Genomic DNA, 17,217 nt, shown 5'->3' with positions numbered 1-17,217 from the left:
GAAGTTTTTTTTATTTATAAAACCTGCAAAAATCTTATCTTTGCCAACGAAAAATTCAAGGTTCGGAATTGAACCTTAAACATTGAACTTTAAACAAATAATTATGTTTCGATCACACACCAACGGAGAGCTATCTCTGAAAAATCTGAATGAAGAAGTTACACTATCAGGATGGGTACAAACTATCCGTGATAAAGGATTTATGATTTGGGTAGATCTTCGAGATCGTTACGGAATTACCCAGCTGGTTTTTGACCAGGAGCGTTCTTCTGCACAACTAATGGAAGAAGCTAAAAAACTGGGCCGTGAATTTGTGATTCAGGCTACCGGAAGAGTTATTGAGAGAGTGAGCAAAAACCCTAATATTCCAACAGGGGAAATTGAAATTCTGGTAGAAAAACTAACGATTCTGAATGATTCACAGCTTCCTCCTTTCACCATTGAGGATGAAACAGACGGCGGTGAGGAACTAAGAATGAAATACCGTTATCTGGATATCAGAAGAAATCCGGTAAAAGATAAATTGATCTTCCGCCATAAAATGGCACAGAAAGTAAGAAATTATTTATCTGAAGAAGGTTTCATTGAAGTAGAAACACCTGTTTTGATCAAATCTACTCCGGAAGGAGCAAGAGACTTTGTTGTACCAAGCAGAATGAATCCAGGACAATTTTATGCATTGCCTCAGTCTCCACAAACTTTCAAACAGCTTTTGATGGTAGGCGGAATGGATAAATATTTCCAGATTGTAAAGTGTTTCCGTGATGAGGATTTAAGAGCTGACAGACAGCCGGAGTTTACACAGATCGACTGTGAAATGGCTTTCGTAGAGCAGGAAGATGTCATGAACGTATTTGAAGGAATGACAAAAACTCTTTTAAAAGATATTACAGGTCAGAAATTCGGAGATTTCCCAAGAATGACTTTCGCAGACGCGATGAGAAAATACGGAAATGACAAACCGGATATCCGTTTCGGAATGGAGTTCGTAGAACTGAATGAACTGGTAAAAGGAAAAGATTTTAAAATATTTGATGATGCAGAATTAGTTGTCGGAATCAATGTAGAAGGATGCGCAGACTATACAAGAAAGCAGATTGACGAGCTTGTTGATTGGGTAAAACGCCCTCAGGTTGGAGCTTCAGGAATGGTTTGGGCTAAATTCCAGAATGATGGAGTAAAAACCTCATCGGTAAACAAATTCTATAATGAAGAAGATTTAGCAAAAATCATCGAAAAATTCGGAGCAAAAGAAGGAGACTTAATGTTGATTCTTTCCGGAAATGAAAATAAAGTAAGAGCTCAGCTTTCTGCTTTAAGAATGGAGCTTGGAAACCGTTTGGGATTGAGAAAAGGAAATGAGTTTGCACCACTTTGGGTAGTTGATTTCCCACTATTGGAATGGGATGAAGACACGGAAAGATTCCATGCAATGCACCACCCTTTCACGTCTCCAAAACCTGAAGACATCCATTTATTGGAAACAGATCCAGGAAAAGCAAGAGCCAACGCGTATGATATGGTTCTGAACGGAAACGAAATTGGAGGTGGATCTATCAGAATTTTTGACAGAGAACTGCAGTCCAGAATGTTTGATTTATTAGGATTTACCAGAGAAGAGGCAGAAGCTCAGTTTGGATTCCTGATGAATGCCTTCAAATATGGCGCTCCGCCACATGGAGGTTTAGCATTCGGATTTGACCGTCTGGTAGCTATACTTGACGGAAACGAAGTCATCAGAGATTATATCGCATTCCCTAAGAACAATTCAGGACGAGATGTAATGATTGACGCGCCTGCTTCTATTGCGGATGCACAGCTCGACGAACTGGAATTACAATTGAATTTAAAAGCATAAATGTAAAGCGGGGTATTTGCCCCGCTTTTTTTATATTCTGAATTACGTGAATCATTATTTAATTTTAGATTTATCAATCCTTTATACTAACAATATTACTTAAAAATAAATTTTCATTATACAACATTATTTGAAGTGCATAACATTACAGATTTCAGCATACTTTATTAATTTGTTAATAAAAATAAACTTTATGTTAGTATAAAGTACGGTTTCAGTTACCATATCAATTATTAGTGAAATAACTTAATTTTAAATTTTATAGTAAAAATTAATGGGAAAATAATAAATCGTCGAAATTAATACACTTTTAAAACAAAAACACAACAAAACAATCATTATATTATGTTATATACAAACATAATCTTTTATTAATATATTTACAACATACAGCTAAATTATATTGAAGACTTAATCAAAATTTAGGAATTGATTAATTTTAATCTTGTGCGTATGATAATAATATAGCTGCTCATATCGAAACACCTGATCACCAAACCAATATTAAATAATATGAAAAGTAAACTATTACTATTATCAGGATGCCTTGTTTTGGCATTGAATTCATGTAGGTCGGATCTTGAAAACACACAAACAGATTCAATAGAACCTGTGACAGAGAACTTAGCCAATGCAAAAATTCACAAATTATTAATTGACGGAAAGCATACTTATGTCAATGAAATAAATGGAGAATATTTTTACGCAGAAGATATTACCATTAGCCCGGAACAGTTTAATATATTACAGAAGCAGGCCAATCCTGCAACATCAACAGCAGAGAAAAGCACCATTGTAAGCTCTTTTATTAAGACCTGGCCGAATGCAACAGTCTATTATACATTACCCAGCCAGGGAAGTCTGAGTACTCAGAATTACAATACATTCCTTACCAATATCAACAAAGCGTTTGATATGATTTCCTCTCAAACCAGTATGCAGTTTGTTGAACGTACCAATCAAACAGAATACATCACTTTTACTTATACAACGAGCAACAGCTCCCCGCTTGGATGGCAAAAAAACAGAGTTAACGGTATTAAAATTTATAATATTACTTATCCCGCAATTATTGCACACGAAATCATGCATTCCATGGGAATCATGCATGAACAGTGCCGTCCGGACAGAGATCAGTATATTATTGTAGATGTTAACAAAGCAACAGAAGGAAGCCGTCACAACTTCAATCTTTATAATGATTATGCCGGACATGGTGCTTTTGATTTCGGATCAGTGATGATGTACCAGTCTACAGACTTTGCTATAAATGCAAGCCAGCCGGTAATGACAAAACTGGACGGATCCACATTTACCAAGCAAAGGACAGGATTGTCTGCCGGTGATTATGCTGGAATCAATCATTTGTACGGACCTGTGAATGCCACTTCTGCAATCAACGGAACTTATACAATGACAACAGCTTTAGCGAGTGATAAAAATTTAGATATTTCCGGAAGTTCTACTACAGACGGAACCAGCGTAATTTTGTATTCAGCTTCTACAGGAAATAATCAGAGATTTACTTTCAGCAAATCAGACCATGGCTATTATATCATCAAATCTATACTGGATCCTACAAAGGTGTTAACCGTAAAAAGTAACGGAACAACGAATGGAACTGCTGTTGAATTAAGAACCAATTCCAATACAGATTCTCAAAAATGGTTATTATTTAATCTCGGAAACAATGGCTTTGGATTTGCTCCTAAGAATGCTCCGGCACTGAGATTAGAAGTAAAGAATGGCTTAACAACTAATCTTACCCCTATTGTAATCGGCACTACGGATCAAACAGTTCAGCCTTCTACAAAGCAGCGTTTTATACTTACAAAAGTTAACTAAACATTTTTCGTACTAATAAAGAGGTTAGGAAATGTACTTCCTAACCTCTTTTGTTTTTTTATATAATTCCTGCTTTATAATTACTAAATCATCTTCAACATCTGCTCTCTTCCCAGCCCGGTAGAAAGATAAGCTACAGGAATACCTAATTCGGCTTCAAGAAATGATAGAAACTCAACAACTTCTTTTGGCAGCTCCGATGGACTTTTCATCGTAGAAAAATCAGCATCCCATCCATTCATCCATTTCAGTATTGGCTTCCGGTTTTCAGGAAGTAAACCTGAAATATCTACGGTTTTTCCATCTTCCAGTTCATAATGAGTACATACAGCTACAGATTTCAATCCGCTTAAAACATCCGCTTTCGTCAGGACCAGCTGAGTTACACCATTGATCATTACTGCATACTTTAGTGCAGGTAAATCCAGCCAGCCTGTTCTTCTCGGACGTCCGGTATTGGAACCAAATTCATTTCCTTTCGTTCTGATCTCTTCACCCAATTCATCAAATAATTCTGTTGGAAATACTCCATTCCCTACTCTTGTACAGTATGCTTTAGCAATCCCAAACACCTCACCGATCTTTTTCGGTGAAACACCTAATCCGCTGCTCGCTCCCGAAGCTGTTGTGGAAGAAGAGGTAACATAAGGATAAGTTCCGTGGTCAATATCCAGCATCGCTGCCTGAGATCCTTCTGCCAATATTGTTTTTCCTTCTGCCAAAGCGTTATTCAGGTATATTTCCGTTTCAGTACATTTGAATCTCTTCAGAAAATCTACGGCATCAAAAAACTCTTTGCTGATCTCCTCTAAAGAAGGAAGCTCTGTATTTCCTTCAGCAAGCATTTTATAATCTCTTGCTAAAATATGCTGAACTCTGTTTTTAAAATCAGGAGCAAACATATCTCCTATTCTTACATTCTGTCTTAAAATCTTATTTGAATAGGCCTGTGCAATTCCGTTTTTCGTAGTTCCAATGGTTGTATAATCAGAACTTTCTTCCATAAAAACATCAAGAAGCTTATGAGTAGGCAATACAAAGTGTGCTTTCAGCGAAATAATTATATTCGTTTCCGGCTGAACTGTGTTATCAAAAGCCTGAAGATTGATAATTTCTTTTTTAAAGCTCACAGGATCCAGAACGGTTCCTGTGCCTATTACATTCTGTACCCCTTTCATAAAGATCCCCGAAGGAATCATTTTAAGCGTTATTCTACGCCCGTTTCTCTCAATACTGTGCCCAGCGTTAGATCCGCCATTAAAACGCGCTGTAATATCATAATTTTCACTGATAAGATCAATAAACTTCCCTTTACCTTCATCTCCCCATTGTAATCCTAATACAATATCCATATTCGTACTTTAATTTTTATGGGACAAAGCTATGACAGTCAATGAGAAACACCATTGCCATTTGGCAAAAAGAGAATTTAGTTGTACAATCTATACTGTATAAAGTACAATGTATAATATATTAATGCTTAACTTTTGGAAGTTTTGTTTGGAGGCTCTCAAACGCTACCACTCTCCAACTCTCTAACTTACATCTAGACTATATTCCTCCTGATGCGGCTAAGGGACGAAGGAGTAACTCCAAGATAAGACGCCAGCATAGATTGTGGCACTCTGTTGGCAAGACCCGGATAATGATTTAAAAAGTGAATATAACGGGATTTTGCATCCTGATTCAGCATGATACTCGCCACCTTCAGCTTATTCTCCACCACAAATGCATGGATTCTTGCAAATAAAACCGGCCATACTGTTATTTTCTCTTCCAGAATTTTAAAATGTTTAAGATCTATTACCAGCAATACAGCATCAGTAATAGCTTCAATATCTTCATGAGCAGGCAGCTGATCGGTAAACCCCTGAAAATCTCCGATAAATCTTCCTTCGTAAATAAAATAGCGGGTAAAATCATCCCCCTGTTTATTATAATACAAAGACCGGAAAACCCCTTCTTTTACAAAAGCAATTCTTTGGCTCACCTTTCCTGCTTCTATAAAAGGATCTCCTTTCTTTACAGTGATTTCCTGAATTCCTTCAGCAATCAAAAGTTCATCCTGAGGATTCAGCGTCCCGAATTTTTTGATATAATTAAAAAGCTCTTCCATATTTTTGTTGTAACCACGGATTACGGAAATATAAAGGTATAAAAGTCGGCGCTAAAAACAATTGTCATTTGACAAAAAGCTGGTTAAAGGTACCACACAGGCCCCCAACGGCATGTTAATTGCTTGATTTTTAAAAACGTAAGACAATGAAAGCAATTTGGAATGGCGCCATTGGCTTCGGTTTAGTCAACATTCCTGTTAAAATTTATTCGGCAACGGAAACCACAAAATTGGATCTCGATATGCTCGACAAATCTGATTTTTCCAATATCCGGTTCAAAAGAGTAAATGAGAATACAGGAAAAGAAGTAAAATGGGAAAATATCGTCAAAGGTTATCTCATGGACGACAAATATATTGTTCTCGATGAGGAAGATTACGAAGCTGCAAGCCCCGAAAAGACAAAAATACTCTCTATTGACCAGTTTGTAAAGGAGGTGGAAGTAGACAGTATGTATTTTGAAACCCCTTATTATCTGGAACCTCAGAAAAATGGAGAAAATGCTTACAGACTTTTACTGAAAGCACTTGAAAAAACCGCCATGGTAGGAATCGGAACATTTGTGCTCCGTGAAACGGAAGCTATTGGAATGATCCGCCCGTACAAAGATGATATCCTTGTCCTCAACCGTTTGAGGTTTGATCAGGAAATAAGGGATTATAAAGATTTAAAAATCCCTGCTCAAAAAGCTCCGAAACCGGCAGAACTTAAAATGGCGGTTAATCTTATCGAGCAGCTTTCCCAGGAATTTGATCCTGCGATGTACAAAGACACCTATTCTGATGAACTGATGAAGATCATTAAGCAGAAAGCAAAAGGTAAAAATATAAAAGCTAAAAAAGCACAGCCAGCAAAAGAAGGCAAAGTGATTGACCTCATGGCACAGTTAAAAGCCAGTCTGAATACTTCTAAATCCAAATCCGCATCATAATGGCTCTCAAAGATTATAATAACAAAAGGAAGTTCGATGAAACCAGCGAACCAAAAGGAAAAACGAAGAAAAGTAAAGACAAACTTATTTTTGTTATTCAGAGACACGCTGCTTCGAGGCTACATTACGATTTCCGGCTTGAAATGGAAGGTGTACTGAAAAGCTGGGCTGTTCCCAAAGGCCCTTCTTTAGATCCAAAAGATAAACGCCTGGCCATGATGGTAGAAGATCATCCTTACGATTATAAAGATTTTGAAGGCAATATTCCGGAGGGAAATTATGGTGCCGGACAAGTGGAGGTTTGGGATAGCGGCATTTATGAACCTTTGGAAGAAAACACTAAACTGTCTGATGAAAAAGAACTGTTGAAAGAGTTGCATGCCGGTTCTCTAAAATTCATTTTACACGGTAAAAAGCTGAAAGGTGAATTTGCTTTGGTTAAAATGAAAAACACAGAGGATAATGCATGGCTGCTGATCAAACATAAGGATGAATTTGCAGAAAGTCCTTATGACGCTGAAGAAAACACCTCACCAAAATCTTTGGTTACTCAGTTCTTGGAGGAAAAAAAAAGTCTAAAAACAAAAGAAAAAAAAAAGTCATAATCTCTGAGAAACCGTTCAGAAGTTTTAATTCTTTAACGAACGAAAAAAAATTAAAGTCTTTTATCAGGCCTATGCTGGCCAAACTTTCCGAAGAAGCCTTCAATGATAAAGACTGGATTTTTGAAATAAAATGGGACGGCTACAGAGCAATTGCCGATTTAAGTGATGACGTCCCTCTCTTCTATTCCCGGAACGGAATTTCATTTGTATCCAAATTTGAAAAAATAGCCCTGGAATTTGAAAAACAGAAACATCATATGATTCTGGACGGCGAAGTTGTAGCCTATGACGAACAGGGAAAGCCTAATTTTCAGTTTCTGCAGCAAATCGGGGATAATCCTGACACTGCTCTTATCTACCATGTTTTTGACCTTCTATGGCTGAATGGCCATTCTACCGAAGACCTCCCCCTTATCCAGCGAAAGGAACTTTTAAAAGAAGCTCTGACGGAAACTGATCATATTAAATATTGTGATCATATCCCGGAAAAAGGTATTGAGTTTTTTGCACAGATGAGAAAAATGCAATTGGAAGGGATGATTGCGAAACGGGCAGAAAGTTTATATATCGAAAATCACAGAACCAATGACTGGCTTAAAATCAAATTTTCAAATACAGAAGAAGTTATTATTTGTGGCTTTACAGAACCCAGAGGTTCCCGGAAAAATTTCGGTGCCTTAATTTTAGGAAAATATTTGAATGGAAAGCTTACTTATTGTGGACATACAGGAACAGGCTTCAATATTACCTCTTTAAAAGAGCTTTACCAGAGACTTCAGAAGCTGATAATACAATCTTCTCCATTTGAAACAATTCCTAAGACCAATATGCCTGTAACATGGACAAAGCCTGAACTGATCTGTGAAATCAAATATTCTGACATTACACGCGACGGAATTTTCAGGCATCCTGTTTTTATAGGGATACGAGAAGACAAAGATCTTAAAGATATCAAAGGTTCATCCTTCACCGAAAAATCTAAAGAAATGAAAACGAAATCATCATCAAAAAAAACTGAAGTTTCTGCGAAAGAAAAAGAAATCACTCTGGACAAACACACGGTAAAACTTACGAATCAGGATAAAATCTACTTCCCAAAAGACGGTATTACTAAAGGAGATGTTATTGATTATTATCAATCTGTAGCCAATTATATTCTGCCTCATTTAAAAAACCGTCCGCTGTCTCTCAACCGCTTTCCTAATGGAATTGAAGAACAGGGCTTTTACCAGAAAGATGCGGGAGATCATATTCCGGATTGGATAAAAACCACACAGGTATATTCTGAATCCAACGATAAATACATTGATTATATTTATTGCAATGACAAAGCAACTCTAGCCTATCTTAATAATTTAGGATGCATTGATCTCAATCCCTGGAACAGTTCTTTACCGGATCTTGAGCATCCTGATTATTTGGTGTTAGATCTTGATCCATCTTCCAAAAATGTATTTGATGAGGTGATTGAAACAGCACTTCAGGTGAATGAAGTTTTAAAAATGATTAAAGTAAAAGGATATTGCAAAACTTCCGGAAGTACAGGAATTCATATTTATATTCCGATGGGAGCACATTATGATTTTGATCAGGTAAAAGATTTTGCCAATATTCTTATGAAACAGGTCAATGACAGACTTCCTGAGATCACTACTTTAGAAAGAAGCCTTCAAAAAAGAGATCATAAAAAAATCTATCTTGATTATCTGCAGAACAGAACAGGACAAACCCTGGCAAGTGCTTACAGCTTAAGACCTAAACAGGGAGCTTCAGTTTCCATGCCTTTGGATTGGGATGAATTGAAGCCTGGATTGAAACCTACAGATTTTAATATTAATAATGCTCTGGAAAGAATCCAGGAAAAAGAAGATTTGTTCAAACCGGTTTTGGGTAAGGGAATTGATATGATGAAAGCCCTGGAATTGCTGCAAAATATTGATTAATTTCTATACTTTTGCCTGCTAAACTTTTACCCATGGATGAATCACTCAAATTACAGATAATTTTCAATGAAGATACAGAAAACAAAAATCAGAAGTTTTTCTTTCAATATCTCTGGAAAAAACATTTTGCTGAACTTAAAAAGGTGATTATATATGCTATACTGTTTCTAGCGTTGGGATTTCTTCCTCTGGAGTTTCTTAATCTTGGTCCTGTTGCCAACATTTTTAAATATGGAGGAGTCTTATTCTCGGGATATATTTTTTTAATCTTATACTACTATTTCAGAAGTAAAAATAAAACTTTCAAGTTAGTAGAAGAACAAATTGATGATCTAAGAAAGATGAAAGATAAAATCAGTTTTATAACACTTCATCAGGATAGTATCACATTCAAAAACCCATTGATCACAATAAATTGTATCTGGGATAAAACTACTTATAAAATTATTGATCGGTATCTTATTGTGAATATTCTCAATAACAAAATCAGTTTTATTCTTACAGAATCTGAATTTAAAGAAAATGAATATAACATTTTATTAGATTTTCTTCAGCAATATTCTAAAAAAGAGAAATAAAAATATCCTTATCTACTTCCATATAAAAACTCCTGTATTGTTTAATACAGGAGTCTTTTTTATCAATGAATTACTTATTGTAAACATGAATATCTCGTTGTGGAAAAGGAATTCCAATTCCCGCTTTATCGAGAGCTTCTTTACAACCGATGATTAGTTCTTCGTTCATCGCCCAATAGTTTTCTGTAGAAGTACTTACTCTTACCGATAAATTGACAGCGCTTTCTCCAAGCTCGGTAACCACTACCTGCGGAACAGGTGTTGCAAGAGCATATTGATTATTTTTAATGACATTCATTAAAAGCTCTTTGGTCTGCTTAAGATCTGCATCATATGCAACTCCGATATCCAATGATGTTCTTCTTGTTCCCAGTTGGGTAAAATTGGTAATACTATTATTTGAAACCACACCATTGGGAATAACGATCAATTGGTTTTGTGGTGTAACCAGTTTTGTATGGAAAATATCTATTGCCTGTACCGTTCCTGAAACTCCGGAACTGGTAGAAATAAAGTCGCCAATTTTAAAAGGCTTTAATAATAAAATTAAAATTCCTCCTGCAAAATTCGTCAGAGAGCCTTGTAAAGCTAAACCTACCGCCAAACCTGCCGCACCAATCATAGCAACAAATGCAGATGTCTGAACCCCCAATTGAGTTACAACAACGATAAACAACAGAATATTAAGTCCCCAGTTGATAATATTCAACAGAAAATGCTGCAGAGAAGCTTCCATGTTACGTTTTTTAAAACCTTTCTCAACCAGTTTTTTAATCATTCTGATCATCCATGAGCCAATCAGATAAATTAATAATGCAGAAATAACTGCAGTAAAAACTCTCGGTGCCCATGAAATTGCTGAAGAAATTAACGTGTCCCAGTGTTGTTGAATCTTGTTCAATTCTAAATCGTCCATTTTATACTATATGTTTACTATTTATCAATGAGATATTAAGTACTGCAGGATTTAAAAATGAAATTGAATACATCTGTCTAAAAAAGAAATTTACCTTACACTTCAAAAGTGAAAGTAAATGATATTATAGATGAAAATAGATTGACAGCAGAACAGATTGTTTCAGCTTACTCAATAATCACTCAGAAATTGAATCTTGCAGGAAGAAATAATTTTTTCGGACATAGAATTACAAAAACGATACCGAAGTCAAATTATTAGGGAAATTAATCTTTTATAAGCTTCTTATTGATTAATTATTTACTTTTTATCAAAATGTATTAAGGCAGTTTCGCAACAAGTCCTTCCGGAAGCACTTTCAGGATATAATAAATCATTTTCCATTTAAAATTCGGAACAATGGTAAAGGAGTTTCCTGCATTGACAATATATTTTGCTACATAATCCGGTTCCATAATCAGGGATTCATTCAATTCTAATCCTTCATTGATCTTTGTTCTGATATAGCCAATGACCAAAGCATTTACAATGATTTTCCGGGAAGCCAATTCCTGCCTCAATCCAGCTAGAAACTGAGTAAATGCAGCCTTTGTACTTCCGTAGACAAAATTACTTTTTCTTCCCCTTACTCCGGACAATGAAGACAGCCCGATAATCCTTTCCAGATTTTTATTGTTTTTATCCATTGCAATAATACTCAGGACAGAAACTCCCCCCATATAATTGACTTCCATCATTTGCCTGGCACCTTTGAAATCAGCCAATGCTTTTTGATTGTCAACTAAAAATCCCGCAGCATATACTACAATATGAGGTTTTGTGGGAAGATCAGAATAGAATTTTTGATGCAAATCAAAATCTGCAGCATCAAAATACAAAACAGAAATTTTTGAAGAATCCAGATGATTTGAATTAATAAAGTTTTCCAAAGAGGTTGTATTTCTGGAAGCAGCAATCACGGTAAATCCTTTTTCAACATATTGCTTTATACATTGTTTGGCTACATCTGAATTAGCTCCCAGAATAAGAACCGTTTTGTTTGTGTTTTGATTCATAGGGCAAAGATAATTTTATTAAGCACTAATCCCAAATGAACACAAAAACTGCTTAATCATCTTTGTTAAATTTCGTTACTATCCGTTTAGTAAACTGTATAAAAAGACTGCGGCGGGTGAACTTCGTTCACCCGCCGCAGCTAAATATTTTCAGACTGAATTATTTTTTTTCTTCAGTTGCTGTTTCTTTTTTGTCATCCGCTTTATCTGCAGATTTTGTTTTATCTCCAAAACGAGATTCTGTCATTTCTCTGGAAACTGCTGCTTTTTCAAATTTCAGTTTTCCTGATAATGTTTCAATAACAAAACCATCATCCTGAACCTGAGCAATTCTTCCGTGAAGACCCGAGGTAAGAACTACTCTTGTTCCTACTTTAAGGTTTTCCTGAAAGGTCTTCTCTTGCTTTTGTTTTCTCATTTGAGGTCTTATCATCAGGAAATAAAATCCTACGAACATTACCCCCATCATGATCAGCATCATAGGTGAAGATCCACCTGCTGCCTGTAAAAATAGTGTCAACATATTTTGATTATTATGGTTGAATGTTTGCTGTGAATGTTAATCTGATTGGAGCTTTTTCTACGTTTGCAAAAACATCTGCATATTTCTGAACGTTTCCGTCAAAGCTTGAAGAATCAAAGTGCAAGGTAACTTTTCCTTTTTTACCTGGCATAATCGGCTCTTTTGTAAAATCAGGAGCAGTACATCCACATCCTGGCTTAACTTCAGAAATGATTAAAGGATTTTTCCCGGTATTTGTAATTTCATATACGTGTTCCACTTTATCTCCTTTTTTGATTTTCCCAAAATCAAAGCTGTTTTCAGATAAAGCAACAGAAGTAGATGGTTCGTTAGAAACCGGAGCAGGTGCTTCACCAGTTACGGGTGCTGCCGCAGAATCAGTAGTTACCGGAGCCACAACAGCTGCAGAATCAGTAGTTTCAGTTTCAGTACTTTGAGTTTCTTTGTTTTCTTTTTTACATGAAACTAACCCAAAGCCTATAATAGACAAGGCGATAATTGATAACGTCTTTTTCATTTTATATTCTATTTTGATCTTTACAATATTTATCTAAAATACCATTGATGAAGATATTGGAACGGTCAGTAGCAAATACTTTTGCAATTTCAATATATTCATTAATGATAACTCTTGAAGGCGTGAAAGCAAAATTATCCAGTTCTGCAATCGCTGTAGACAAAATAACTTTATCCATTAAAGAAACTCTTTCCAGATCCCAGTTTTCAAGTCTTTCTCCCAGTTTCTTTTCATTGTTTTCCCAGTTGTTCAGAGTATCTCTCAACAATTTTGCAGCGAAAGTCTTATCTTCTTCATCTTTAATCATTTTAATTAAAGTTCTGCTTTCTTCATCTTCTCTCAGGAAACCGATTGTTTTTTGTACCATGGAATTGGCAATGTGAATATCATCATACCATGAAAGTTCTTTATCTCCCAGATAGTCATGAAAATCTTCATTTTCAGCGATATATCTTAAAAATAATTTTCCGATAAATTTCTGATCTTCTTCAAAAGAGTATCCTTCTTCTTTCATGAAATCCTGATAACGCTTTCCAGCAGTGATTCTTTGGAAAGTTTTTACCAATAGATCATCATGCATATCCCATTTCAACTGCTTATGCTGCCCTGTAAAAAATAATCTTTCAGGATTTTCTTCCAGTTTAAGCAATACTTGGTTGTTGATGAATTTTTGGTTAGGATTAATATCAGCATCAGTTTTAAGAAATTTGTTCTTACCAATTTCGATCTGATTCTCTGCCAAATCTTTCAGACCCACCAAAAAATTGAGCTGATAGATGTATAGATAATAGATTTTCTCTATCCCGGCAAACATGTTTTTCTCTAAAACATCAAATTTTACAGGATTTTGGTAGTATGAATACACTGTCTGTACTACTTTTTCACGGATTTGTCGTCTTCCTAACATTCAAAGAGCTTTTTTATGGGTGCAAAGATACAAAATTTAAAATTGATGAAATTCGTAGTGTGATGACATTTTTGTAATTTTGTCAAACTATATGAAAGCGCTAAAAACCTTAAACCCTTATTTTTGGAAACACAAAATACTTTTGTTTTGGGGGGTACTATTTATCATTGCCAGTAATTTCTTTAATATATATAAGGTTCAGTTTGTAGGGAAATCTGTGGATGAGCTTACAAAAAATGGAAACCTTGGTTTCAACCATCAGGTTTTGATCTATGTTGGAATTATTGTTGGATGTTCCCTTTTAACCGGATTTTTCACCTTCATGATGAGACAGACCATCATTGTGGCTTCCAGGAGAATAGAATATGAGCTTAAAAATAAAATTTACAGACATTATCAGGATTTATCTTTAACGGATTATAAGCAGACCACCATCGGAGATTTAATGAACAGGTTAAGTGAAGATGTTGTGGCAGTAAGAATGTATCTTGGTCCTGGAGTAATGTATGTTGCCAACCTGATCGTCTTGGTACTGATCACAGCAATTTATATGGTAAAAACGGATGCTTCCATGACCATGTGGACTTTACTTCCGCTCCCGATTCTATCTTATGCTATATATAAGGTAAGTTCAATTATTAATAAGAAGTCGAAGATCATGCAGAAAAGCCAATCTGCAATTTCAACTTTTGTTCAGGACAGTTTTTCCGGAATTCGTGTGGTAAAATTTTTCGCCAGAGAGAAATACATTGAAAAAAATTATGGGATAAAAGTAACCGATTATCAGAATAAAGCATTGGATCTGGCAAAAACAGAAGCTTATTTCTTTACTATTATTCTGTTTGTAATTGGGCTACTGAATGTCGCCATCATCTGGATTGGAGGTGCCAAATATATTGCGGGGGAATTAAGTATCGGAAAAATTGCAGATTTCTTCATGTATATCAACACGCTGATTTTCCCATTCTCTATGGTTGGATGGGTAACTTCTGTGAACCAGAGAGCTGAAGCATCCATGCAAAGAATCAATGAATTCATGGATAAGAAATCGGAAATCATTAATACTAATTTTGAAAACTACCCTATCAAAGGAGATATAGAATTCAGGAATGTTTCTTATGTATATCCTAATACAGGAATTAAAGCACTGGATAATCTGAGCTTTAAAGTTAATGCAGGAGAATCTCTAGCCATTATGGGCAAAACAGGAAGCGGAAAATCAACAATTGCCCTGCTCTTATGTAGACTGATAGATCCCAGTGAGGGAGAGATTTTGATTGACGGTAAAAATCTGAAGGATCATAATCTGACTAACTATAGAAACTTCATTGGATATATTCCTCAGGAGAGCTATTTATTCTCTGATTCTATTGAAAATAATATAGGTTTTGCTATTGATCATCCTTCTCATGAGAAAGTGGTAGAATATTCAAATATTGCAGATGTTCACAAAAATATTGTAGAGTTTAAAGAACAATATAAAACACTTGTAGGTGAACGCGGAGTAATGCTTTCGGGGGGACAAAAGCAAAGAATTTGTATTGCAAGAGCCTTAATTAAAGACCCGAATATCATCATTTTTGACGATTCATTGTCTGCTTTAGACACCGAAACAGAGCAGAATATTCTGGAAAATATTGATAAAAAAATAAGTAACGCTACATCCATAATCATCACACACAGAGAGTCTAGCGCTCAAAAAGCCGATCAAATTATCAACCTTACGGAAATTGCCAATTCTGTAACCGCTTAGCCGTTTCGTTCTCAATTGTTAAATAAATCATAAAAAAAATTTTGTGATTAAAAGAATTCTTTTATATTTGTTCTTAACAAGATTAAAAAATATCTAACAATGAGTGAATACAAGGAACGCCATGAAAATGAGATTTTCACGAAGGTGTTAAAAGCAGGGAGAAGAACTTATTTCTTTGATGTGCGTGAGACGAAAGCAGGAGATTATTATCTTACAATCACTGAGAGTAAGAAAAATTTCGGAGAGAATGGGGAAGCTACATTCGAGAAGCATAAAATTTACCTTTATAAGGAAGATTTTAAGAGTTTCCAGGAGATGTTTAATGAGTCCACAGATTTCATCATTAATGAAAAGGGTGAGGATGTAATTTCAGAAAAACATGATAAAGACTTCAAAAGCAAATCATTCACAATTGATTCTGACGACGAAGTTTAAAAAAGAATATCTAAAAACACAAGCATCTGAAAAAGATGCTTTTTTTATGCACTAAAATCAGAAAATCTATAAGCAATCTTGTAATAATAATAGATATAATAGTAGGAATTGGAGATTGTGAAGAGTTTTTTCATGATTCTGGCTAAACAAACATAAAATTTTCAATCACCAAACTATTAATTTATTTTTTAAGAACTTAAAAGAGAACCATTTTTATGCACTGACTTACAAATTACAAGCGCATGATGGAAAAAGCTTTTAAAAAGAGTATAAAAAAAGAAGTGTCCATTATTATTGAAACAACTAGAAAATAAAAAAGTACACTTTTAAAAAGTGTACTTTCTTTGGGTGAATGAGGGGTCTCGAACCCCCGACCTTCGGAACCACAATCCGACGCTCTAACCAACTGAGCTACAATCACCGTTTTGTGAGTGCAAATATAGAACATTTTCCTCAACTACCAAACAATTCCATCAAAATTTTTCAAAGAAATTAACTTCTCAGACGTAAATCCCTCAGCATAAGCCACTCCCGATAACCGCCCTAAATCCTGTGCACGGTACGTTAAGCTCTCGTAAAAATCTTTTGTTGTAATCGGAGTCTCTGGTTCTTTAGAAGTTGGATCATAAAACTGAGTTTTATAAGCCATGCAGGCTTCAAGTTTTGCAGGAAGGAATTCTGATATGTCAATAACAAACTCCGGTTTGATATCTTTCCACTGAATATAATGAAAAATGTGCTTAGGTCTCCACACCTCCTGATTCTCGCCTTCTTCTACAGTTTCTATTTTTCTCAGTCCGGACAAAAAGCACGCATCTGATACTAATTTCGCTCCTTTTGCATGATCCGGATGTCTATCATCAATTGCATTGGCTAACACGATTTCCGGGCGGTATTTGCGAATCATTTTTACAATCCTCATTTGGTATTCTTCAGAGTTTACCAGAAAACCGTCTTTCATTCCAAGATTCTCTCTTGCTGAAAGTCCCAAAATTTTAGCGGCATCTGCTGCTTCTGCCTTTCTTGTTTCATCTGTACCTCTTGTTCCAAGTTCTCCTCTTGTAAGATCTACAACTACACATTTTTTACCCTCTGAAACCATTTTAGCAATAGTTCCACCACATCCTAATTCTACATCATCAGGATGTGCTCCAAAAGCAAGTATATCAGTTTTCATATAATTCAAAGATAAGTTTAAAATAAAAACTTCCCAAACATTACGAATGGGAAGTTT

At 35.5% G+C, this 17,217-nt stretch carries 16 protein-coding genes and 1 tRNA gene; 8 read left to right on the top strand and 9 right to left on the bottom strand.

Annotated features, from left to right (window positions below; all coding sequences use genetic code 11):
• Nucleotides 1-103: 103 nt before the first annotated feature.
• On the top strand, nt 104-1,858 hold the full coding sequence (gene aspS / locus SFA27_RS02510; protein ID WP_407296081.1) for an aspartate--tRNA ligase: 1,755 nt from the start codon (nt 104-106) through the stop codon (nt 1,856-1,858).
• A gap of 513 nt (nt 1,859-2,371) precedes the next feature.
• Nucleotides 2,372-3,703 (top strand): M12 family metallopeptidase, encoded by a 1,332-nt coding sequence (locus SFA27_RS02505; RefSeq protein WP_047373511.1) that lies wholly within the window; start codon nt 2,372-2,374, stop codon nt 3,701-3,703.
• 83 nt (nt 3,704-3,786) lie between these two features.
• Here the strand turns inward: SFA27_RS02505 and SFA27_RS02500 are convergent, their stop codons facing one another.
• Both SFA27_RS02500 and SFA27_RS02495 read right to left on the bottom strand, forming a co-directional pair.
• Entirely contained in the window at nt 3,787-5,055 is a 1,269-nt protein-coding gene (locus SFA27_RS02500; RefSeq protein WP_407296078.1) for an adenylosuccinate synthase, read from the bottom strand.
• A gap of 194 nt (nt 5,056-5,249) precedes the next feature.
• Nucleotides 5,250-5,819: a Crp/Fnr family transcriptional regulator gene (locus tag SFA27_RS02495; RefSeq protein ID WP_184557759.1), complete on the bottom strand. Its 570-nt coding sequence runs from the start codon at nt 5,817-5,819 to the stop codon at nt 5,250-5,252.
• A gap of 146 nt (nt 5,820-5,965) precedes the next feature.
• On the opposite strand from SFA27_RS02495, the gene SFA27_RS02490 reads away from it, so the two are divergent.
• From SFA27_RS02490 to SFA27_RS02475, 4 genes are all read left to right on the top strand, one after another.
• A complete protein-coding gene (locus SFA27_RS02490) occupies nt 5,966-6,751 on the top strand; it encodes a Ku protein (RefSeq protein WP_407296075.1) in 786 nt (261 codons plus the stop codon).
• A complete protein-coding gene (locus SFA27_RS02485) occupies nt 6,751-7,356 on the top strand; it encodes a DNA polymerase ligase N-terminal domain-containing protein (RefSeq protein ID WP_264519512.1) in 606 nt (201 codons plus the stop codon). Before SFA27_RS02490 ends, SFA27_RS02485 begins: the two co-directional genes overlap by 1 nt.
• Before the next feature lie 71 nt (nt 7,357-7,427).
• Nucleotides 7,428-9,299, top strand: a complete 1,872-nt coding sequence (gene ligD / locus SFA27_RS02480; protein ID WP_407296071.1) for a DNA ligase D — start codon at nt 7,428-7,430, stop codon at nt 9,297-9,299.
• A gap of 32 nt (nt 9,300-9,331) precedes the next feature.
• Nucleotides 9,332-9,877: a hypothetical protein gene (locus SFA27_RS02475; protein ID WP_407296068.1), complete on the top strand. Its 546-nt coding sequence runs from the start codon at nt 9,332-9,334 to the stop codon at nt 9,875-9,877.
• A 70-nt stretch (nt 9,878-9,947) separates the two neighbouring features.
• Here the strand turns inward: SFA27_RS02475 and SFA27_RS02470 are convergent, their stop codons facing one another.
• From SFA27_RS02470 to SFA27_RS02450, 5 genes are all read right to left on the bottom strand, one after another.
• A complete protein-coding gene (locus SFA27_RS02470) occupies nt 9,948-10,793 on the bottom strand; it encodes a mechanosensitive ion channel family protein (protein ID WP_264519509.1) in 846 nt (281 codons plus the stop codon).
• A gap of 320 nt (nt 10,794-11,113) precedes the next feature.
• Nucleotides 11,114-11,848 (bottom strand): SDR family NAD(P)-dependent oxidoreductase, encoded by a 735-nt coding sequence (locus tag SFA27_RS02465; protein WP_407296065.1) that lies wholly within the window; start codon nt 11,846-11,848, stop codon nt 11,114-11,116.
• 160 nt (nt 11,849-12,008) lie between these two features.
• Nucleotides 12,009-12,371: a preprotein translocase subunit YajC gene (gene yajC, locus SFA27_RS02460; RefSeq protein WP_047373520.1), complete on the bottom strand. Its 363-nt coding sequence runs from the start codon at nt 12,369-12,371 to the stop codon at nt 12,009-12,011.
• Between the two features lie 10 nt (nt 12,372-12,381).
• The gene (locus SFA27_RS02455) at nt 12,382-12,888 is read right to left on the bottom strand and encodes a DUF1573 domain-containing protein (protein ID WP_407296062.1); all 507 of its coding nucleotides are present in this window, start codon (nt 12,886-12,888) and stop codon (nt 12,382-12,384) included.
• A gap of 1 nt (nt 12,889) precedes the next feature.
• Nucleotides 12,890-13,795: a transcription antitermination protein NusB gene (locus tag SFA27_RS02450; protein ID WP_255812807.1), complete on the bottom strand. Its 906-nt coding sequence runs from the start codon at nt 13,793-13,795 to the stop codon at nt 12,890-12,892.
• A gap of 91 nt (nt 13,796-13,886) precedes the next feature.
• Here SFA27_RS02450 and SFA27_RS02445 point away from each other — a divergent pair, with 91 nt between their 5' ends.
• Both SFA27_RS02445 and SFA27_RS02440 read left to right on the top strand, forming a co-directional pair.
• Nucleotides 13,887-15,548, top strand: a complete 1,662-nt coding sequence (locus tag SFA27_RS02445; RefSeq protein WP_264519505.1) for an ABC transporter ATP-binding protein — start codon at nt 13,887-13,889, stop codon at nt 15,546-15,548.
• Nucleotides 15,549-15,647: 99 nt separating this feature from the next.
• Nucleotides 15,648-15,983, top strand: coding sequence for a DUF3276 family protein (locus SFA27_RS02440; RefSeq protein WP_034701927.1), 336 nt, complete (start codon nt 15,648-15,650; stop codon nt 15,981-15,983).
• Nucleotides 15,984-16,329: 346 nt separating this feature from the next.
• Here SFA27_RS02440 and SFA27_RS02435 read toward each other — a convergent pair.
• A tRNA-His gene (locus tag SFA27_RS02435) sits at nt 16,330-16,405 on the bottom strand.
• A 35-nt stretch (nt 16,406-16,440) separates the two neighbouring features.
• On the bottom strand, nt 16,441-17,160 hold the full coding sequence (gene bshB1, locus SFA27_RS02430; protein ID WP_047373524.1) for a bacillithiol biosynthesis deacetylase BshB1: 720 nt from the start codon (nt 17,158-17,160) through the stop codon (nt 16,441-16,443).
• Between the last annotated feature and the right edge of the window lie 57 nt (nt 17,161-17,217).

This window comes from Chryseobacterium sp. HR92 (assembly GCF_045689405.1).
Taxonomy (GTDB): Bacteria; Bacteroidota; Bacteroidia; order Flavobacteriales; family Weeksellaceae; genus Chryseobacterium; species Chryseobacterium viscerum_A.
Note: the sequence above shows the minus strand (reverse complement) of the source record. Positions and strands in the feature narration are given on the sequence as shown.